The following is a 19492-nucleotide window of genomic DNA, read 5'->3' on the forward strand; positions in this document are numbered from 1 at the left end:
CGTGCAAATACGCACCCAACATTGAACCCGTAGGGTGTGTGCTTGCACGCACCGCCCAGTAGGAGGAATAACATGCTCGACCTGATTAATGTTAGCTATGACACTCAAATTCCAAATAACGTTGGCCTAAGCAGCGACAAAAAGGTGCTGAAGGCGCTTGAGAAATGGCATCCTGGGTACATCAACTGGTGGAACGACCTGATTCCGCAACAGTTCCAGCAGAGCATGATCTATTTGCGCACTGCAGTTTCTGTCGATCCCAAGGGCTGGGCCAAGTTTGATTACGTAAAAATGCCAGAATACCGCTGGGGAGTGTTGCTTGCTCCACAGGTCGAAGGCCGTACTATTCCGTGTGGTGAGCATTACGGCGAACCCGCTTGGCAAGAGGTCCCAGGTGAATATCGCAATATGCTGAAGCGGATGATCGTCATTCAGGGCGATACCGAACCGGGATCGGTTGAGCAGCAACGTTTCCTGGGCCTGACCGCACCGTCTCTCTATGACATGCGCAATTTGTTCCAGGTGAACGTCGAAGAGGGCCGCCACCTCTGGGCGATGGTCTACCTGCTGCAGAAGTATTTTGGCCGGGATGGTCGTGAAGAAGCCAACGATATGCTGATCCGGTCTTCTGGTTCCGAAGAAGCGCCACGGATGCTGGGTGCGTTTAACGAAGAAACGCCGGATTGGCTGTCTTTCTTCATGTTTACTTACTTCACCGACCGCGATGGTAAGATGCAGTTGGAGAGTCTGGCGCAATCGGGTTTTGATCCGCTCAGCCGCACCTGCCGGTTCATGCTGACCGAAGAAGCCCACCACATGTTTGTGGGTGAAACCGGGGTTGGGCGCACTATTCAGGCCACCTGTGATGCAATGAAAAAGGCCGGGATTACTGATCCATATGACATCGACAAGATCCGCGATTTGGGTGTCATCGACCTGCCCACGATCCAGAAAAAGCTAAACCTGCACTACACTCTTTCATTGGACCTGTTTGGCCAAGAAGTATCGACCAATGCGGCCAATGCTTTCAACTCAGGCATCAAGGGCCGGTTCATGGAGCAACGGATCAAGGACGATCACAAGTTGATCAACGACAGCTATATGGTGCGTTCGATAAAAGATGGCCGGATCGTCTCAGAGGAAGTCCCAGCACTGACCGCGATCAATATGCGGTTGCGTGATGACTATGTAAAAGATGCCGCTGGCGGGGTTGGGCGCTGGAACAAATTGATCTCCAAGCTGGGGGTCGAGTTTGAGATGACCATCCCGCACGAAGGCTTTCACCGAAAGATTGGTGTCTTTGCTGCAGTTAGCATCTCGCCTGATGGCGATATCCTTCCCAAAGAAGAATGGGATGCCAAAGCAAAAGACTGGCTTCCAACCAAAGCAGATGGCGATTTCATCCAATCACTGATGAAACCCTGCATGGAACCGGGCAAATTCGCGAGTTGGATTGCGCCGCCGAAAGTAGGCATTGATAATAAGCCCGGCGATTTTGAGTACGTACAGTTGCACATGGCCTGATGCCCACAGACCCGGCGCCATTTTTGGGGCCGGGTTGTTTCACTTCACGGAGGATTCGCAATGAAGATCAGCCGCACCAAAGCAGAGACGCCTAATATCAATAACCTGTCAGACCAAATTGTCGGCCTTCAAGGGCCATGTGTGGGCTGTACCAACTGCACTGGTATGTGTCAGGCATTGATTGATGCACTAACTCTACCTGATCTAATTCTGAGCAAATCCAACAGGCCCCAATGACCCAAGCTGTAAAGCAACACCTGATCGACCCCGAGATTTGCATCCGCTGTTATACCTGCGAGATGACATGCCCCGAAGAGGCGATCGTGCATGATGATGTCAATGTGGTTGTTGACGCATCCAAGTGTAATTTTTGCATGGATTGTATCCCGGTTTGCCCAACCGGCTCGATCGACGAATGGCGGGTGGTCACAAGCCCTTACTCAGTTGATGATCAATTCGATTGGGAGGAAATGCCGGAACAAGCCGATATCGCCGAAGGTGGCGAAGCTGAAAGCGGCCTGGAAGCCCTGGACGATGCTATGGCAGAGCTGTTGGCCAAAGCGCACGCGGGCGCGGGCGGCAAGGCCAAAGCCCCGGCCAGTGCCTCCAAGCCCTCGATTAATATGTATAACCTTGGCAAACCGGCTACCGCACGAGTTCAGGGCAATTATCGGCTGACTGAAGAGACCAGTGATGCCGATGTCCGACATATTATTCTTGATCTTGGTGGCTTGCCATTTCCGGTTCTCGAAGGTCAAAGCATCGGGATCATTCCACCGGGTACTGATGACAACGGTCAGCCGCACTTGCCGCGCCTGTACTCAGTTTCAAGCCCTCGCGACGGTGAACGCCCGGGCTATTTGAACATTTCGCTGACGGTCAAACGGGAACCGCAGGGCGTGTGTTCAAATTACGTTTGCGATCTGGCTGCGGAGGATGAAGTTCAGCTAACTGGTCCGTTTGGATCTACCTTCCTAATGCCCAGCGATCCTCAGGCCGACATACTGATGATTTGCACCGGCACCGGGTCAGCTCCGTTTCGCGGCTTTACTATGCGCCGACAGAGGGTCTCGCCGCAGGACAAAGACAGCATGACATTGGTATTCGGTGCCCGCCGACCGGGGGAATTGCCCTACTTTGGGCCGCTCAAGAAAATCCCAGACAGTTTTATGGCCAAGCATTTTGCATTTTCCCGTCAAGAGGATGCGCCCAAACAATATGTGCAGGACCGCCTGCGCGAGGAAGCGGATCGGGTGGCAAAGCTGTTGCAGAACCCGAATGGGCATATCTACATTTGCGGACTAAAGGCGATGGAACAGGGGGTCGAAGAGGCCTTGAGGGATATCGCCCGTGGTATCAATTTGAATTGGCCTGAGTTGAGAGATAGCATGCGTGACGACGGAAGATATCATGTGGAAACTTACTGAATGACATCGCAGGAAGCATCAACAGAACCAGCTAATTTCACCCATCAAATTCGGGTTGGCTGGGGTGACTGTGACCCGGCGCAGATTGCCTATACGGGCCGGCTCCCTTGGTTTGCGCTTGAAGCAATCGACGCTTGGTGGGAGCATGTTCTAGGTGGTGATGGCTGGTTTCAGATGGAGTTGGACCGTGGAACCGGAACGCCATTTGTACACATGAGCATCGATTTTCGGTCACCGGTGACACCGCGTCATAGGCTGATCTGTGAAGTTTGGCCCTGTAAACTGGGAGGTAGCTCCATCGCGTTTCGGGTCAACGCGCGGCAGGACGGCAAGCTGTGCTTTGAGGGCAAATTTGTTTGTGTTTTCATCGCGCCCGAAACGTTCACAACGAAGCCTGCACCGCCTGACATTCGCGATATTGTGACCCCACTCCTCCGGCCCGAGTAACCCTGTAACCGCAAAATAATGCAGGTTCCCTGCTGTTAGGCGGGTTTCTGTTTGAACGTGCGGCTTAGTCGCTTTAGATTCGTGCAATATGTTACACATTTCGGCAGCCTTATGAGTGAGATCACCAATTTCCGCGGCGAGACCAGTTCGGTGTCGGATAGCGATCAAATCGACACTTCGGTATCGGCCCTAATCGCGCGGGTGGGTGAGCGGGTTCGTCGAGCGCGTGAACGCAAAGGTATTTCCCGCCGTGTTCTGTCCGAACAATCCGGTGTGTCGCCGCGCTATCTGGCCCAGCTTGAAAGTGGTGAGGGCAATATCTCGATCGGGTTGTTACAGCGTGTGGCAATTGCGCTGGATCATCGTATTGAGTGGTTGACGGGTGAAGAGGACCCGTGGACATCGGATGCAATGCGCGTCGGTGATTTGTTTAGCAGTTCCAGCGTCGCTACTCAGCAGAAAGTGATGAGTTTGTTGTCACCTGAACCCGAGGCCAACCAGCGGGCCGGGCGGATCTGCCTAGTGGGCCTGCGCGGGGCTGGAAAATCCACTTTGGGGGCAATGGCCGGACAGGCGCTGGGGCTGCCCTTTGTCGAGCTGAACTCCGAGATCGAGGCGCAAAGCGGCATGCCGGTGGACGAGGTCATGGCGCTGTATGGGCAAGAGGGATATCGCAAGCTGGAGGCGCAAGCGATTTCACGGATTACCGCCACACATGACAGTTTGATCCTGGCCGCAGCAGGTGGTGTGGTGGGTGAACCAGAGACCTACAACAGCCTGTTGACCGGGTTTCATACCATTTGGATCAAGGCGAGCCCGGATGAACACATGTCGCGGGTCCGTGCACAGGGGGATGAACGCCCAATGGCCGGCAATCCCGAAGCGATGGAGCAGTTGCGGTCTATCCTGACCAGCCGCGAGGCGCTGTACGGCAAGGCGCTGGCGCAGCTGGATACCTCGGGGCAGGAAGTTGAAGAAACCTTGGCGGGTTTGGTTGATCTGATCCGAGATCGAGGTTTTTTAGGCTAGTTCAACCCTATTCTGACAGCTTTGAATGCTGTGGGCATTCGAGTTACTCAGACGGGCTCTCGTAGCCAGCCTTCCGTAAACACGACCTGCGATAGCCCCGCAAACCGTGCAACGCGTTGTAGTTCACTTTCCAACTTGCGAATGCGGGAAGGGGACCATTTGATGCCGCGCTCGGGCCAGACTGCTGTGACCTGCAACATGTCTGCATCGCGCTTTGCTTTCATGTCGATCCGGCCCACCATGCGCTCGCCCTCGAATAGGGGGAAAACGTAGTAGCCGTAGATGCGCTTGGGGGCGGGAACAAAAACTTCGATCCGGTAGTGAAACCCAAACAACCGCTCGGCGCGTTTTCGGTCGCGCAGAGCGGGATCAAAGGGGCTGAGCACCCGCATACGGCCAGGTGCTGGTCCAATATCCTGAGCGGACTCAACTGTTCCTGGTCGGGCAAAGGCGCGACGCAACTTGCCATCGGTATGGGCTACGTCGACCTCTTCGAGGTTGCCCTGTTCCAGCTGCGTTTTGCACCAGTCCCGGGCTTCGGTGGTTGAGACAGTATCCCAAAACGCGGCGATCTCACGCGACGTGGCAAAGCCAAGCCGATCTAAGGCTCCACTGCAAAGGGTATCGAGCGTTTTGGCTTCGTCAAAGGGCGAGACACCGGGGCATAGATGCTCTTCAATCACCCGTTCGGTCAGGTCATATTGTTTTTGGAACCCCTTGCGGCCAACTACGGTTAGCGCGCCGGATCGCCACAGGTATTCCAGTGCGGTTTTTGACGGGTGCCAGTCCCACCAGCCACCCGATCCCTTTTTCTCGTCTTTGCCTACGTCGGACGACCCAACGGCCCCGTGATCTCGGATATGTTGCAGCACAGTGTCGAACTGCGCCTCATAGTTATCACGGTGCCAGTTGCGGTATCTCGATTTTAGACGAGCGGCATCCCGTTTGAATCGTAGGTGCCATTGAGGGTAGAATTGCATTGGGATGACGGCCGCATCATGGGTCCAATGTTCAAACAGCTCCCGGTCACCTTCGTACAACTGTTTCAGGTTTTGGGCGCGGTATGATGGGCGCCGGGAATACAAGATCATGTCATGGGCCCGCGCCACGGTATTGATGCTGTCCAGCTGGACAAAGCCAAGCCGGGTGATCAGTTCCAGTAGTTCAGGGCCTTTGGCAGAGCCGGTCGGAGTCTCGATCAGTGCGTGCCGGTCCATAAACAGCCGTCGCGCTGTGCGATTGTCGAGTTGTTGCAGGGCCATTAGCGTCGCTTTAGCGTGTCGCCATAACTGATGGTCGGGTTCAGCGTAATCCGGGTTTCGATTTCTTCCTCGGGGTTGTCTAGTTGGGCAGCGATGATCTCAGCCGCTTTGCGCCCTATCTCAAGTCGGCATGCATCCATGGTGGCCAGTTTTCGAGGTAGCCCTTGGAGAAGTTCAACGTCGTTGAAACCGGCCAAGCCGATCTGTCCTGGAATATCAATGCCTTGCTCCAGCAGATACAACAACCCACCGGCACCGATCATGTCATTGGAGTAATAGAGAAAATCCAAATCGGGGGAGCGTTCCAGCATTTCGGCGGTCATTTCGCGGCCCTTGGCCAGCGCTGAACCGCCTGAGTAAAAGTTGCGGTCCTCGATCTCGACGCCTTCTTTGGCCAAGGCCTCTGTAAAGCCTTCAAAGCGTTTGCGGGCGCGATGGTCCAGTGGCATTTTTGTGCCCATAAACCCGATATGGCGATAACCAGCCTTGAGGATGGCTTTGGCCATTTCACGGCCTGCACGGCGGTGTGAAATTCCCACCATCGCATCCACCGGCTTGCCGTCGGTATCCATGATTTCGACCACTGGGATACCTGCAGCGTTCAGCATCGCGCGCGCAGAATCTGTGTGCTCTAATCCAGCGATTATCACGCCCGAAGGCCGCCATGAAAGCATCTCGTAGAGTACTTTTTCTTCTTTTTCTGGTTGATAATCGGTAACGCCGACAACTGGCTGCAGCTGGGTGGTTTCAAGAACTTCATTGATACCGGTTAGGACTTCCGGGAACACCATGTTGGACAGTGACGGAATAATCACGGCAACCAGATTGACCCGGTTAGAGGCTAAAGCACCAGCAATTTTGTTGGGCACATAGCCCAGCTCTTTGGCGGCGGCGAGCACCTTGACGCGCGTCTTTTCCGATACGTCGCCCCGATTGCGTAGCACCCGACTGACGGTCATCTCGGAAACCCCTGTGGCTTCGGATACATCGCGGAGGGTCAGGGGGCGTTTGTTGTCCGATGTCACGTTGGCTGCCTCATGTTGTTGTTTATAGGAGGTTAGCGCAATCAAGCCTCACAGTACAATGGGGCCATTGCAAGTGGATATATCGTCTTTGCGCGTAGGTAATTTAGCGCCTTTTGGGAAACAGTTGTGGATTGATATACAGGCGTTTTTGAGCTCAATTCGCGCGGTGTTACAAAATGCGACCGGGCTTCTCTGCGTGGAGTCAGGCTAGCATGGGCTCCTTACTAGTGGACAGGGTACTAATGCAGCTACATGGCACCGTGGTTCAACGGAATAGAGCGAAACAACCGCCTTCGTCTTGCATTTCCTGTAAGTGCAATGTTTTCAAGGGCTTATTTCGATTGGATTTGGCAGGCGCCTACTGAGTTGACATAAGTAGGGGTTTCTTTCAAAACACATAGTGTGTGGGCCGTTAGCTCAGCCGGATAGAGTGCCAAATTCCTAATTTGGAAGCCGCAGGTTCGATTCCTGCACGGCCCACCATCTCAAAAACTCTAATGCTGTATAGGACTTTTGGCTCAGGACGGTTGTCCAGGGCAACGTAGTTGAATGTCATCTGAACCATACAGCCAAGTCTAATTTATCGTTAGCGCACCAGGCGACAAATATTCAGGCAGAGCAGGGGGTTGCAAAACGGAAAGAGTTTGCAGTCTTTTACTGGTTCTTTCGCTTGCTCCAGACAAATGAATCGCAAGTAGTTCGCAGGCGGTTCGGAAATCTTTGCGAGCCAATGCTTCATAGATGACGAGATGCTCTTGGATAAGGCGCTTGCCGTCTGGGGATCGTCCTAAGATCAAACGAAACATCTCGTTTATTGCTAATACTAACCGTGATTTCTGGAGTGTTTTAAGCAAGTGGTCATTGGTGCAACCAGCGAGGGCCCGAACGTGTAAAGCGTTCTCTAGCTCGGAAATCTCTTCTGAACTGGGCTCTGCTTTTTGACCGTTCAAGTTCGCCAAACGGGCCAAAGCCAATTCGATTTGCGCATCTGCCAATAAAGGGCCGGACTCGGCTAAGGCCACTGGTTCTAGCAGGATACGGAGTTGATAATGATTGCGCACGTCAGATGCAGTTAGCACCGGAAGTACCCATTTCGAACGTTCGTTTTTTTGAACGATCCCTGAATTTCGCAATTGAGAGAGCATATCTCGGACAACAGATCTACTGACAGAAAACTGCTCTGTTAGTTTTGCTTCGCTGATCTGCAAAGGGCCAAATGGTAAGGCGCGGATCAGCTCCTCCCGCAACACCGGTAGGATTTGATCGGGATTGGAAACGGCCCTCGGAACCGATCCATTTGATGTGGCATCGAACAGGGCGCGTTCAATGGACCCGCGATGGGGGTTAACTGAAGAATCAGACCCAACCAAGAAACCGCGACCATCAAATCGTGTGATCCTATTTGCGTCATGAAGGGCCGAAAGTGCTTTTCTGATGGTTGTTCGGCTTGTGTTGAAATGTCGTGCCAGTGGCTCTTCAGTTAATACCCAGCCGGGTTTCAGACGGCCGATTTGAATCGCGTCTTCGACTGCCTTTGAGATCGATATGTATCTGGGAATAAGGGACAAATTAAGGATTCTTCTTTCCGCTTTCAGTCGGAGCAGCACGTTTCAACCGGTACAATCTGAACGTTCCAACTATCTGTTCTGTGTAACTTAGGTTGTCGGACTGGGCAATAAAAGGCTTCCATTTTCTATAAAATGAACTTACGAATACAAAAAATCATTAATTCAGGGAGGGATGGAAGTGGCACTATCGGAAATGACGAACAGTCAGTCAGCTAAGGGTGAAACGTCGAGCTTGTTGGAGGCGTCGATCCTGCCAACATGGCTTAATCAACGGACCATTGGCGGACTGGGATACGTTTGGATCTGGATTGGGATGGCGGTGATTATCGCGACGTTTCAGCTGGGCGCGGGGGGCGTTGCAGGTTTACCACTGGCAACTGTTATTGCGACAATATTCCTGGCCAACCTAGCGTTGGGTCTGGTCATGGCGTTGACCGCTGACATTGGTACCGAACATGGCATTAGCTTTGCGGTTTACCTGAGAGCGCCTTTTGGAACGGTGGGGACGCATTTGCCATCGGTGACACGTGGGATCGTGGCATCGGCGTGGTTTGGAATACAAACCTATCTAGGAGCGCTGGCTCTCAACGGGATCGTGTCCTATTTGACCGGTTTTGACAGCTGGGTGTTCTGGTACGTTGTCTTTGGTGTTGTCCAAATCATCAACACCGCATTGGGTATTCGTGCGGTTCAACTGCTGGCGAGTATCGCTGCACCAGCCATCATCGCAATCTCCATCTGGATGTATTTCACTTTGGAAGGCGTGGCTTCGGCTGAGGGGCATAACATCTGGACCTTTGCGGGTGATGCAGAAATGAGCATTGTTGCATTGTTCGTTGCAAACATGGCGTTTTGGTCTGCCCTTGCTGTGGATATCCCGAACATCACACGGTTCTTGAAGACTAAAGGTGGTGAGAAGAACTTTTTTCGTCGCAACCGAAACGTCTTTGTCGCGCAGTTCATTGCACTGCCAGTCGCGCAAAGCTGGATCGCTCTTATCGGTGCGGTGTCATTCATTGCAACGGGTGACTGGAACCCGATCAGTGTTATTCAGGAACAGGGAACGGGTGTTACGCTCATTGTTCTTTTGGCGATGGTAATCTTGGCGCAATGGTCAACCAATACCAGCGCGAACCTCATCCCTGCCGCTCTGACCTTTGTGAATGCCGGGGCGCCACGTATTTCTTACGCGGTGGGCATCGTTCTTGCAGGCATCGTCGGGACGCTAACGATGCCGTGGTTAATCCTGAACCATCTGTTCACTTATCTGGGAATGTACGGAGCGATTTTGTCTGCCGTTGGTGGCATCATGGTCTGTGACTATTTCCTGATCCGAGGCCGTCGATTGAATGTGGTGGATCTATACCGTGAAAATGGTCAATTCCGGTACTTCGGCGGGTGGAACCCGGCAGGTTTGATCGCCTGGGTCATCGGCGGTGGACTGGCGCTGTACCTCATTCAGTACGCATATGTCGTCGGCTTTCCTGTTGCGATGGTCGTCTACTATGTCCTGATGAAAACCTGGGTCATGCCTCAGTGTCAGCAGGCAGAAGTAATAGATCCTGACGACCAGAAATACCTCGCAACGTCGGTCAACTTGAACTGGGTTTACACAGCGGAGAAAGGAATGCAGCGCGTCAAAACTGCAGACATTCCAGCCGCCGCCATTGCCCGTGAAGATTTGTAACCCAACCAACTCGGGTGGGTGCAATTGCGCCCACCCACGAGGCAGCCATGTCAGATACATACATCAGAAATCAGGACTTGGCCTCTGGTGGCGACGTCCCACCGTGTCGGTCACGAACGGCTAAGGCATTGTTCCAGCTGGAGAAAAATAAGTGGAACGGCGCCTGCACTGCGATCACCACCAAACGGGCGATGGCGCAGGCAGTTGAAACAGACGCACGGGAGATGAGGGGGGAACCACTTGGGCCACTGGCTGGCTTTCATGTGGTTTGGAAAGACATTTTTGATCAGGCAGGTGAAGTAACCACCTGTGGGTCAGCATTGCGACGGGATGCGCCGCGCTCAAAGCAAGATGCTCGTAGTGTACAGCAGATTGAGGCCGCAGGTGCGGTGTCACTTGCGCGTACAGGTCTTTCTGAACTTGCCTTTTCGGGGCTGGGCATCAACCCGCATTTTGGCACCCCTCCTTCTGCTCTGTCGACCTCGAAGCCGTTGGTGCCGGGGGGGTCCACGTCGGGCGCAGCTGTGCTTGTCGCCCATGGGCTTGCTGATTTGGGTATGGGGACTGATACATCGGGCTCCATACGGATACCTGCAGCGCTGAATGGCATCCTAGGGTTTCGGCCAAGCTCAAGCCGCTATAGTAAAATCGGCGTACACGAGCTTTCACAGACGCTTGACACTGTTGGCACCCTCTCTCGCTCGTTCGACCTGCTGCTGGCGGCTGACCGGGTATTGGCTAGCCCAGCTCTGGCGACCAAGGTCTACGAGAAGGCTGTGATCTTAGACCTATCGGATACGTTGGGGCCAACGTGGTCACCGGAAGTTTTCCACGCTTATGATGAGGCCCTAAAATGTGCTTCAAATGCTGGATGGCGCATTCAGATTGGGCGGTTGCAATCTGTCGATGACCTACATGCGCTGCTAAAGGCTGAAGGCCCGCTTGTTGCGATCGAAGCTCGGCGGAAATACTCAGGTTTGTTGTCTGGATCCGAGTCTGATCGAATTGATCCAATGATCCGCGCACGGTTGTCTCAGGCTCCAGTGCTCACGGATGCCCGGATTGCAAAGTACATAGATAAAAGATCACAGCTGGTAGCAAAGTCGCGGTCTGAAATCGGCAACAGGCTTGTCGCCTTTCCCACAGTTCCATCTCTGCGTCACGACCTTGCCACCTATCAATATGATCTGAAAGCAGCGCAGGCGTTGAATGCTCGGTTGCTGGCCGCAACCATGGTTGGCAGCCTTCTGGATTGGCCCGGGCTAGCGGTACCCCTGCGAAATGCAGAGGAGCGCGTCCAAGGGTCGTTCCTGCTTTCTGCAGCATCTGGAAACGATGGACTTTTGCTGGATCAAGCAAAGCACATCATTCCGCAAATCACACACTTACCCCAATCAAAACGAGGAAAATGATATGACAAAAGAAATTTTGGTCGCTTATGGCGTTGATGTAGATGCCGTAGCGGGTTGGCTTGGTTCTTATGGCGGAGAAGACTCTCCTGATGACATCTCACGTGGTATGTTTGCCGGGGAGGTCGGTGCGCCCCGGTTGCTAAAACTCTTTGAGAAATACGACCTTAAGACCACCTGGTTCATTCCCGGTCACTCGATGGAGACTTTCCCTGATGAAATGGCCGCAGTTGCAAAGGCCGGACATGAGATCGGTATCCACGGTTATTCTCATGAAAATCCTATCGCCATGACAAGAGAACAGGAAATGGCGATCCTTGATAAATCAATTGAGTTGGCCACCAAACTGAGTGGCAAACGCCCGACTGGTTACGTTGCGCCGTGGTGGGAGTTTTCAAATGTTACCAACGAGCTATTGTTGGAACGTGGTATCAAATATGACCATTCTCTGATGCACAACGATTTTCACCCATACCGCGTGCGGGTTGGCGACAGCTGGACCAAAATCGACTACTCGCAGCATCCTGACACGTGGATGAAACCACTCGAGCGTGGCGAGGAAACTGACCTGATTGAGATCCCAGCGAATTGGTATCTGGACGATCTGCCACCCATGATGTTCATCAAGAAATCCCCTAACAGCCATGGCTTCGTCAACCCGCGCGATATCGAACAGATGTGGAAGGATCAGTTCGATTATGTCTACCGCGAGAATGACCATGCCGTCTTTACGATGACGATCCATCCGGATGTATCTGGCCGTCCGCAGGTCCTGATGATGCACGAACGTCTGATCGAGTACATCAACAGCCACGAAGGTGTGCGCTGGGCCACATTTGACGAAATCGCAGACGACTATAACGCACGTGCACCACGCGGCTAAGGGAAGCGAAGGGCAGGATCAGTTTTGGTCCTGCCTATCAGGCAAGGAGAACCAAATGTGCGGCTTATGTGGGATTTTTGGAAGTGATGACCATTGGAGTGCGGCTAGTCTGACCCTGAGTGCATCCGCTGATCCTGTCGGCAGGCGTCGTGACAGGAATGCACGCATATCTGCTGTAAATCAGATGCTGTCCCGGCAGCGCATTCAACTGTCTGATTGGCAAGGGCAAAGCTACGTCTTGCGTGGGCCTACGGGCCAACAGAGCATAGTGAGCAATGTCACTGAAGTCTGGGCCAGCCTTGAGGATGATTTTGGCAAAAAGTTTGACCCGCTGGATGTGGCTAACTTCCCGTCGGAAGGGCCAAGCACATGACGCGCCAAGCGCCAATTCCCATCATTCTGTTGACGGGTTTCTTGGGGGCAGGGAAAACGACATGGCTGTCGCGAGCTTTAAGGCATGAGAGTGCGGGTCGGACGGCTGTGTTGGTTAATGAATTCGGAGAGGTCGGGATCGACCATCTGTTGGTGGGCACTATTGCGCCCGACACAGTGTTGTTGAACTCCGGATGCATCTGCTGCCAAATTCGAGGAGAGTTGAAAGACGCAATTTTGGATGTGATCACCCGTGCTAAACGCGGTGAGATTCCAACATTTGAGAAAATCGTTATCGAAACCACCGGCCTTGCTGACCCTTCTCAAATTCTGTCGACGCTGATGTTTGATCCGGTGCTGCATAACCAAGTGTCCTTACAGCATGTTGTGACAGTTGCTGACGCTCAAAACGGAGCAACTATTCATTCAGCGCAACCTGAATGGGTCGGCCAAATCGCTGCGGCAAGTGTCCTCTTGCTGACAAAAGCCGATTTGGTGTCTTCGTCCAAATTGCAAGCTTTGCGGATGCGGTTGGCGCTGGTAAATCCAACTGCTGAACAGCTCGTCGCACAGGATTGCCCCGGTTTTCGCGATATTGATGGCACTGGGGACAGTCATCTGCCTACAGTCAATTTTGATAGATCTAGTCAACACCAGGACGGCACTGGCGCGCAGACCTTAAGTTTAACATTGGAGAGGCCAATGGACTGGGTGAAGTTTATCGTTTGGCTATCTGCGCTTATTCATCGTCACGGTGCAAAGCTTCTGCGCGTTAAGTGCCTGTTGAATACTGAAGAGACAGGCCCAGTGTTGATTGACGGCGTCGGGCATACGCTTCACCATCCTCGCCACCTTGACAGTGAAGTTGCATCCGACGAGAAGTCACGCCTCGTGTTTATTGCCCGCGATCTCGATATGACGCAACTTCGCTTGTCTTTTGAGAAATTTGTAGGAACGTGAAACCTGTTCGACAGGCCTAAGGAATTGAATGCCGGATTCGCTGAAAACTCCATCCGTTCACACCAAGACACCCAAATTGCGTGTACTTGGGACTGACGTTACGCTGATTGGTGCGCTCAAAAATGCTGCTGAAGCCGATTTAGGAATTCATTTGGAATTTACTGTGTTGGATGGAATTCAAGCACAACGCAGGGGCGTTTTGGCACCTGAAACTTTTGATATCTACGATCAATGGTTCCACGATTTGGATCAGGTCTGGCCGGCGAGATCACTCAAGCCCATCGATATTGACCGCATCCTCATTTGGGATGAACTGCAGGCTTGGCCCGTTTTGAACGAACAACATGTGTCTGGAACTCTCAGCGGCACCCCATTTAGCCGTCTCTATGTGCAAGACAGCGGCGAGCTATCGTGTCAGGCCACTGGACAAATCTCGATGCTGCCGACCGTATACAATGCAGACAGTTTTGCGGTCATCGGGGACACGTCAGAACCTGAGCCAAATAGCTGGGCCGATTTGCTATCAGATCGCTGGAGTGGACGAGTTGCCATTCAGGCTGACGCCGCTATTGGGGTTCCTGATCTCTTGATGGCATTGCGCGCGCAAAATGAATATTCCTGTAGCGATCCTGGAAATCTGAGTTTGCGCGAAATCGAGTCTTTCATTCGGTTGGTTAAACAATATCAACTATCAAATCATTTCCTGGGATTTTGGAATGATAATCCCCCGAGCACCAACGGTACCGCTACACTGTCCACAATGTGGTGGTCCAATTACCTTTCGCAAAAAGCAAAGGGCACTTCTATCCGAATGTGTACTCCAACAGAGGGGTATCGCGGTTGGTGCGGCGGAATGGCTTTATCGCAGCACGTGGATCAACGAACGGAAGAGCTGGCCTATGCCTATATGAACTGGTGGTTGACTGGGCCGGCCGGGGCCATCATGGCACGAAACGGGGCTTACATGGCAGCTGCGAGCGCGACACGCTCACATCTTACAGCAAACGAATGGGACTTTTGGTACGATGGAAAACCCTCTGTTGCGGATATTTTGGACCCCTTCGGAAATGTGGTTTACCGTCCAGGTGAACTTCGTGAAGGCGGCAGCTGTGAGAACCGGCAAAAGCAAATCGTGATATGGAATTCAGTGATGGATGAGCATAATTTTCTCGTCCGACTTTGGAACGTGATCACTGAACGTGCATTGGTCTAAATCACTAATTTTTGCACCAGAAACATTATGACCAGCGGTACGGTCACAACCGAAGCAACAGTCCCATACATAACCCCAGTTGCGGCCTGTCTAGCCCCGCGTCCTGCGCCACTGGCTAGCACGTAGACATTCGCAGCAGGTGGGAGCGATGCAATGAGAATGGCGGTTCCCAGCCAAATCGGCTGATGCGCGAGCAACGGCCATAGTCCCACAGCAACCAAAACTGGATGTAGCACCAGCTTCATTAAAATACTCGCTGTGATATCCAGCGAAAAATCCAACCGTCGTTGCCGTGCAAGTGTCACGCCAAGTGAAAACAGGGCACAGGGAGCCGCCGCATTTTGGAGACCGGTCAAAGTCGCATCAATTGACGTGGCCAAGGATAGATCGGCTGTGACAAAAATCAGTGCAATTACGACAGTCAGGACAAATGGATGACAGACTGCTTTGACGATCTCTCTCCCAATGCCCCTAATTGACATAACTCGGCCAGCAGTTGTCACAGTCCACAAAGTCAGCACTACAACAATCTCAGAACAAAAAGATCATGGCCGCGGGGAGGCCGGCATCATTGCCAAAAATCTGAACCGACAAGATTGGCCCCATGTATCCAATGTTTGAATATGCCCCTACGAGCCCGGAGACGGCAGGATCGAGTCCTTTTTTCCTTATGCGACTGACGCTTGCTGAAACCAAAAACAGGCTTGCAGTTACTGCAGACGTAGCTGCAAGAAGTACCAGTATCTCGCCAGTTGGATGGCCCGCCCGAATAATAGTTTGAAACAAAAGCGCAGGCATTGCGATGTAAAAGACAAAGCTATCCATCCATACCTGCGCCGCCTCGGATTTATCCAAGTATCGCTGAGCAACAAAGCCAATCCCTATGTATGTGAAAAACGGAAATAGAAGTACAATTCCTAACGACATGCCGCACTCCGGATTTCCGGAATGCGGTGTCTTTTTTTGGTTGTTATCGTTCTACGCATTGGCCAGCATAAATGCGTTGGCCGTTTCAAGATTTGCGAGCGGTGAAAACATCCCGAAATCAAACTCACGGGGTTGTTGGCCGCTTTTTACCAGGCTTGGCCAATCCGGTGAGGCCAAGGCGTCTTTCCCGATGGCAACAAAGTCACTGTGTTCTTGAGCGATCATACGATTGGCTACCTGAGGGTCACCAAGGTTACCGTTCGCGATGATTGGCAGCGAAGTAAGCGTTTTGGCCAGGTTAGACAGGGACGTTCCTTGGCCAAATGCAGGGGCATCGGCTGCGAACTCCGTGGTATGAATGTAGTCAGCGCCACTGGTTTCAACGGCGTTGAAAATTACCTTTGCGTCGTCATCCTGCCCTCCCCATTTGTGATCAAAGTCGTTGACTTTACCCTGAGAGATGCGCACCCCAATGGTGAAATCTGTTCCGACGGCTTCGCGAACACGTTCGATAACTTCACAGGTCAGATGAATTCGCCCAAATACGTCCTGACCGTATTTGTCGTTTCGATAGTTGGTATAGTCGGTCAGGAACTGATCTAGTAAATATCCATTTGCCCCATGCACTTCGACCCCGTCTGCGCCAGCATCCTGGGCACGTTTCGCAGCTTCAGCAAAACCAGAAATTGCCGCTTCAATCTCAGCAGGTGTCATTTCGACCGGTACTGGATATGCGCCAAGACCACGGTAAAACTCCATCTGGGTGCCCTTGGGCTGCACTGCCGATGGTGCACCGGTTTCATTTTTAAACCGATTGAACTGAGATAATGCCCCAGCGTGCATCAATTGCAGGACGACTTTTGCACCGGTGGTGTGTATGCCTTTGATCAAGCCTGCCCAACTGGCAGTCTGCGCTGCATCCGTAATACCCGGCTGATACTGGTAACCTTGGCTAAATTGGCGGTCGGTATAGACACCTTCGGTAATAATGGCTCCAAACCCACCCCTGCCAAAGGCTTCGTAGTAAGGTTGCATCAATGAGCTGACCTCACCCGTTGCTTCTGCACTGGTACGTGTCATTGGTGCGACGAGGGTTCTGTTTCGTAATTCGATTTTGCCAAGTAGGGCGGATTCAAAAAGGCGAGAGTGGGGCATCTGATCATCCTTGTTACTGTCCCTTCAGCTATACTTGGTTGGAAAAATGTGAGAATTAGTCAAAATGTTCAGTCATCTTTTCCAAATCGATACGTAATGGGCAGCGAGAAACTCTCTGATCTTTTGTTGATCTTCAGGGCAGTAGTGGATGCTGACAGTTTTTCCGCTGCCGGGCGTGAGCTAAATATGTCACCTGCTTGGGTGGCAAAGCAGGTGACTAGACTAGAAGCAATTTTGGATTCGGCCCTGTTGATCCGGTCCACCCGCTCTCTGCGGCTGACAGATGCCGGGCAAGAGTGTTATCGGACGGCGGGAAATGTGGCCGACGAACTGACGGCTCTCAAGAACAAAATTCACAGTGATGCAAAGCTTGTGTCTGGTACGGTTCGCATAAATGTGCCCTCTATCGTGGCAATAGATATACTGGCGCCACATCTTGCAGCGTTTCAGGTCAAGTACCCAAAACTAAGTCTTGATGTAGTAGTATCTGAGCGATTTGTGGACGTCCTGAACGAGGACGTCGATATTGTTTTTCGAGCTGTACGCTCTCTAAGTGACAGTACGGCCATTGTCCGGCAGGTTGCCGATCTTCCGCGGATCCTGTGTGCCTCAACTGATTATCTAAGAACAGCGCCGCCAATTGATACACTGGCGGACGTGCAGGCCCACAAAGCGCTTATGTTCAGTGGGTTGCAAAAACCCATGATGTGGTTTCTGAGGCAGGGTGAAAACGAAGGCTGGGCAGAACCTCAAATAGCTCTCCAGGCTAACAATAGCTTTGTCTTAAAGCGTGCCGCAGTGGATGGGGCAGGGCTCGCGTTTCTCCCAAAGGTAATTGTGGAGGCTGAATTGCGAACTGGGCAACTGATCCACCTAAACCAGTTCGAAGATGCAGCCCCATTGACCCTGTTCCTGCTTCGCGCACCCCAAAGGCACCTTCCAATTCGCGTGCAAACAGCCTGGAACTACTTCGCCAGACTGGGGAAATAGGAGAGTCCCCAACTTAGTAAACTTCGACCTGAGCAAACGCTGAATGCAGTTGTGCGAATGGAGGGCTGCGGCGGATCCAAGATCCACCGCAGGCTGTGTTAAAGATCAGCAGGCAGCAGGGCTGCTGGCATGTTCTGATAGCAAACCGGACGCAGGAAGCGGCGGATCGACAGTGACCCAACCGAGGTTGCGCCGAAGTTTGTTGAGGCCGGGTAAGGGCCGCCGTGTACCATGGTGTCGCTGACCTCGACCCCGGTTGGGAAACCGTTGGCCAGCACGCGGCCTGCTTTGCGTTCCAGAATTGGCATCATTGCAGCGGCATCATCCGTGTCGGCGTCGTCCATGTGAACGGTGCAGGTCAGCTGACCTTGCAGGTTTTTGGCGATGTCGCGCATCTCCTCCTGGCTGTCGGCAACAACAACCAGACCTAGCGGGCCAAAGACCTCTTCGGCCAGTATTTCATTGTCGAGCCAAGTTTTGGCGCTGGTGACATAGAGATATGGCGTTGCGTCGCGCAGATCACAGGAGGTGGTCAACACGTCCCGCACGCCGCTGGTGGCCGCGATCCGTTTTTGCCCGTCCTGATAGGCCGATGCAATGCCATCGGTCAGCATGGTCTGGGCCCCCACACCGGCCAGCGCACCCTGTGCAGTCTCGATAAACTGGTCGGCCTGTTCACCCGCCAGAACCACGGCGATGCCGGGATTGGTGCAGAACTGACCTGCGCCCATGGTCAGCGACCCGGCCCAGCCCTTGGCGATGTCATCACCGCGGTTTTTCATTGCAGTGTCAAACAGGAACATCGGGTTGACCGACCCCAGCTCGCCAAAGAATGGGATAGGCTCGGGGCGGGCTGCGCAGAGATCAAACAGTGCGCGACCACCAGCCAGCGATCCGGTAAAGCCCACCGCCTTAATCAGCGCGTGCTGAACCAGAGCTGAACCGACCTGACGGTCACCACCCTGGATCAGGCTGAACACGCCCGCGTGCAGGCCACAGGTTTTGATTGCCGCGTGGATGGCTTCGGCGATGATTTCGCCGGTGCCGGGGTGGGCGCTGTGGCCTTTGACAACAACCGGACAACCGGCAGCCAGTGCTGCAGCGGTGTCACCACCGGCTGTCGAGAATGCCAGCGGGAAGTTTGACGCGCCAAAGACAGCCACCGGGCCGATTGGACGTTGGATCATCTGCATGTCGGGACGGGGCAAGGGCGCGCGGTCTGGCAGCGCGGCGTCATGGCGGCGGTCCAGATAGTCGCCCTGCAGGATGTGCTGGGCAAACATGCGCAACTGGCCAGTTGTGCGACCACGCTCGCCCTGAAGTCGCGCTTCGGGAAGACCAGTTTCCTGGGAGCCGATCTCAGTGATCGCTTCGCCCCGGGCTTCGATTTCGTCGGCGATGGCGTTTAGAAATGCAGCGCGTTCTTCGCGAGTGGAATAGCCAAAGCTCCAGAATGCGTCTTCGGCGGCCTGCACAGCGGTGTCGACATCCGCGACGCGGCCGATGGCAAAATTATGTGCCGGCCCCGATGCGGGAGATGAGGCGAACGAGCTGTCTCCGGCGATCCATTCGCCTGCAATCAGATGTTTACCGTGGGGTTCAAACGTCATGGAA

Annotated in this window: 17 protein-coding genes and 1 tRNA gene; 11 read left to right on the forward strand and 7 right to left on the reverse strand. The window is 53.3% G+C overall.

Features of this window, described 5'->3' with window-relative positions; translation table 11 throughout:
* The first annotated feature begins 72 nt into the window (after positions 1-72).
* The 4 genes from boxB to FEE96_RS09760 all read left to right on the forward strand — a co-directional run bounded on the left by boxB (position 73) and on the right by FEE96_RS09760 (position 4427).
* A complete protein-coding gene (boxB, locus tag FEE96_RS09745) occupies positions 73-1524 on the forward strand; it encodes a benzoyl-CoA 2,3-epoxidase subunit BoxB (protein ID WP_138162843.1) in 1452 nt (483 codons plus the stop codon).
* 233 nt (positions 1525-1757) lie between these two features.
* Positions 1758-2951: a benzoyl-CoA 2,3-epoxidase subunit BoxA gene (gene boxA, locus FEE96_RS09750; RefSeq protein ID WP_138162844.1), complete on the forward strand. Its 1194-nt coding sequence runs from the start codon at positions 1758-1760 to the stop codon at positions 2949-2951.
* Positions 2952-3398: an acyl-CoA thioesterase gene (locus FEE96_RS09755; RefSeq protein WP_138162845.1), complete on the forward strand. Its 447-nt coding sequence runs from the start codon at positions 2952-2954 to the stop codon at positions 3396-3398.
* A 111-nt stretch (positions 3399-3509) separates the two neighbouring features.
* The gene (locus FEE96_RS09760) at positions 3510-4427 is read left to right on the forward strand and encodes a helix-turn-helix transcriptional regulator (protein ID WP_138162846.1); all 918 of its coding nucleotides are present in this window, start codon (positions 3510-3512) and stop codon (positions 4425-4427) included.
* Positions 4428-4474: 47 nt separating this feature from the next.
* On the opposite strand, the gene FEE96_RS09765 is transcribed toward FEE96_RS09760, so the two are convergent.
* Both FEE96_RS09765 and FEE96_RS09770 read right to left on the reverse strand, forming a co-directional pair.
* Positions 4475-5689, reverse strand: coding sequence for a winged helix-turn-helix domain-containing protein (locus FEE96_RS09765; RefSeq protein WP_138162847.1), 1215 nt, complete (start codon positions 5687-5689; stop codon positions 4475-4477).
* Positions 5689-6714, reverse strand: coding sequence for a LacI family DNA-binding transcriptional regulator (locus FEE96_RS09770; protein ID WP_138162848.1), 1026 nt, complete (start codon positions 6712-6714; stop codon positions 5689-5691). Before FEE96_RS09770 ends, FEE96_RS09765 begins: the two co-directional genes overlap by 1 nt.
* Positions 6715-7120: 406 nt before the next feature.
* Here FEE96_RS09770 and FEE96_RS09775 point away from each other — a divergent pair.
* Positions 7121-7197, forward strand: a tRNA-Arg gene (locus FEE96_RS09775).
* 92 nt (positions 7198-7289) lie between these two features.
* On the opposite strand, the gene FEE96_RS09780 is transcribed toward FEE96_RS09775, so the two are convergent.
* Positions 7290-8282, reverse strand: a complete 993-nt coding sequence (locus tag FEE96_RS09780; RefSeq protein ID WP_171021665.1) for a GntR family transcriptional regulator — start codon at positions 8280-8282, stop codon at positions 7290-7292.
* A 178-nt stretch (positions 8283-8460) separates the two neighbouring features.
* Between FEE96_RS09780 and FEE96_RS09785 the strand changes: the two genes are divergently transcribed.
* The 5 genes from FEE96_RS09785 (at position 8461) to FEE96_RS09810 (ending at position 14806) form a co-directional block, all read left to right on the forward strand.
* The gene (locus FEE96_RS09785) at positions 8461-9969 is read left to right on the forward strand and encodes an NCS1 family transporter (protein ID WP_246079385.1); all 1509 of its coding nucleotides are present in this window, start codon (positions 8461-8463) and stop codon (positions 9967-9969) included.
* Positions 9970-10016: 47 nt separating this feature from the next.
* Positions 10017-11381, forward strand: coding sequence for an amidase family protein (locus FEE96_RS09790; RefSeq protein ID WP_138162850.1), 1365 nt, complete (start codon positions 10017-10019; stop codon positions 11379-11381).
* Position 11382: 1 nt separating this feature from the next.
* Positions 11383-12261 (forward strand): polysaccharide deacetylase family protein, encoded by an 879-nt coding sequence (locus FEE96_RS09795; RefSeq protein ID WP_138162851.1) that lies wholly within the window; start codon positions 11383-11385, stop codon positions 12259-12261.
* 369 nt (positions 12262-12630) lie between these two features.
* Positions 12631-13593 carry a CobW family GTP-binding protein gene (locus FEE96_RS09805; protein ID WP_138162853.1) on the forward strand — a complete coding sequence of 321 codons (963 nt, stop codon included), beginning with the start codon at positions 12631-12633 and terminating at the stop codon, positions 13591-13593.
* Between the two features lie 28 nt (positions 13594-13621).
* On the forward strand, positions 13622-14806 hold the full coding sequence (locus FEE96_RS09810; protein WP_138162854.1) for an ABC transporter substrate-binding protein: 1185 nt from the start codon (positions 13622-13624) through the stop codon (positions 14804-14806).
* On the opposite strand, the gene FEE96_RS09815 is transcribed toward FEE96_RS09810, so the two are convergent.
* The 3 genes from FEE96_RS09815 to FEE96_RS09825 are packed head-to-tail and all read right to left on the reverse strand — an operon-like array spanning position 14803 to position 16888.
* Positions 14803-15288 (reverse strand): AEC family transporter, encoded by a 486-nt coding sequence (locus tag FEE96_RS09815; RefSeq protein ID WP_138162855.1) that lies wholly within the window; start codon positions 15286-15288, stop codon positions 14803-14805. The two genes, FEE96_RS09810 and FEE96_RS09815, sit on opposite strands and share 4 nt — an antisense overlap.
* Before the next feature lie 49 nt (positions 15289-15337).
* Entirely contained in the window at positions 15338-15733 is a 396-nt protein-coding gene (locus FEE96_RS09820; RefSeq protein ID WP_138162856.1) for an AEC family transporter, read from the reverse strand.
* A 51-nt stretch (positions 15734-15784) separates the two neighbouring features.
* Positions 15785-16888 carry an NADH:flavin oxidoreductase gene (locus tag FEE96_RS09825; RefSeq protein WP_138162857.1) on the reverse strand — a complete coding sequence of 368 codons (1104 nt, stop codon included), beginning with the start codon at positions 16886-16888 and terminating at the stop codon, positions 15785-15787.
* Positions 16889-16984: 96 nt separating this feature from the next.
* Between FEE96_RS09825 and FEE96_RS09830 the strand changes: the two genes are divergently transcribed.
* Positions 16985-17878, forward strand: a complete 894-nt coding sequence (locus FEE96_RS09830) for a LysR family transcriptional regulator (RefSeq protein WP_138162858.1) — start codon at positions 16985-16987, stop codon at positions 17876-17878.
* Positions 17879-17976: 98 nt separating this feature from the next.
* Here FEE96_RS09830 and FEE96_RS09835 read toward each other — a convergent pair whose 3' ends face one another.
* A complete protein-coding gene (locus tag FEE96_RS09835; RefSeq protein WP_138162859.1) occupies positions 17977-19488 on the reverse strand; it encodes an aldehyde dehydrogenase (NADP(+)) in 1512 nt (503 codons plus the stop codon).
* Positions 19489-19492: the final 4 nt, after the last annotated feature.

It is taken from the genome of Parasedimentitalea maritima (assembly GCF_005771405.1).
GTDB lineage: Bacteria > Pseudomonadota > Alphaproteobacteria > Rhodobacterales > Rhodobacteraceae > Parasedimentitalea > Parasedimentitalea maritima.

Excerpts from the sequence above, each read along its gene's own strand:
- boxB (WP_138162843.1), top strand. The coding sequence starts at position 73 with ATGCTCGACCTGATTAATGTTAGCTATGACACTCAAATTCCAAATAAC.
- boxA (WP_138162844.1), top strand. The coding sequence starts at position 1,758 with ATGACCCAAGCTGTAAAGCAACACCTGATCGACCCCGAGATTTGCATC.
- FEE96_RS09755 (WP_138162845.1), top strand. The coding sequence starts at position 2,952 with ATGACATCGCAGGAAGCATCAACAGAACCAGCTAATTTCACCCATCAA.
- FEE96_RS09760 (WP_138162846.1), top strand. The coding sequence starts at position 3,510 with ATGAGTGAGATCACCAATTTCCGCGGCGAGACCAGTTCGGTGTCGGAT.
- FEE96_RS09765 (WP_138162847.1), bottom strand. The coding sequence starts at position 5,689 with ATGGCCCTGCAACAACTCGACAATCGCACAGCGCGACGGCTGTTTATG.
- FEE96_RS09790 (WP_138162850.1), top strand. The coding sequence starts at position 10,017 with ATGTCAGATACATACATCAGAAATCAGGACTTGGCCTCTGGTGGCGAC.
- FEE96_RS09795 (WP_138162851.1), top strand. The coding sequence starts at position 11,383 with ATGACAAAAGAAATTTTGGTCGCTTATGGCGTTGATGTAGATGCCGTA.
- FEE96_RS09805 (WP_138162853.1), top strand. The coding sequence starts at position 12,631 with ATGACGCGCCAAGCGCCAATTCCCATCATTCTGTTGACGGGTTTCTTG.
- FEE96_RS09810 (WP_138162854.1), top strand. The coding sequence starts at position 13,622 with ATGCCGGATTCGCTGAAAACTCCATCCGTTCACACCAAGACACCCAAA.
- FEE96_RS09815 (WP_138162855.1), bottom strand. The coding sequence starts at position 15,288 with ATGTCAATTAGGGGCATTGGGAGAGAGATCGTCAAAGCAGTCTGTCAT.
- FEE96_RS09820 (WP_138162856.1), bottom strand. The coding sequence starts at position 15,733 with ATGTCGTTAGGAATTGTACTTCTATTTCCGTTTTTCACATACATAGGG.
- FEE96_RS09825 (WP_138162857.1), bottom strand. The coding sequence starts at position 16,888 with ATGCCCCACTCTCGCCTTTTTGAATCCGCCCTACTTGGCAAAATCGAA.
- FEE96_RS09830 (WP_138162858.1), top strand. The coding sequence starts at position 16,985 with ATGGGCAGCGAGAAACTCTCTGATCTTTTGTTGATCTTCAGGGCAGTA.
- FEE96_RS09835 (WP_138162859.1), bottom strand. The coding sequence starts at position 19,488 with ATGACGTTTGAACCCCACGGTAAACATCTGATTGCAGGCGAATGGATC.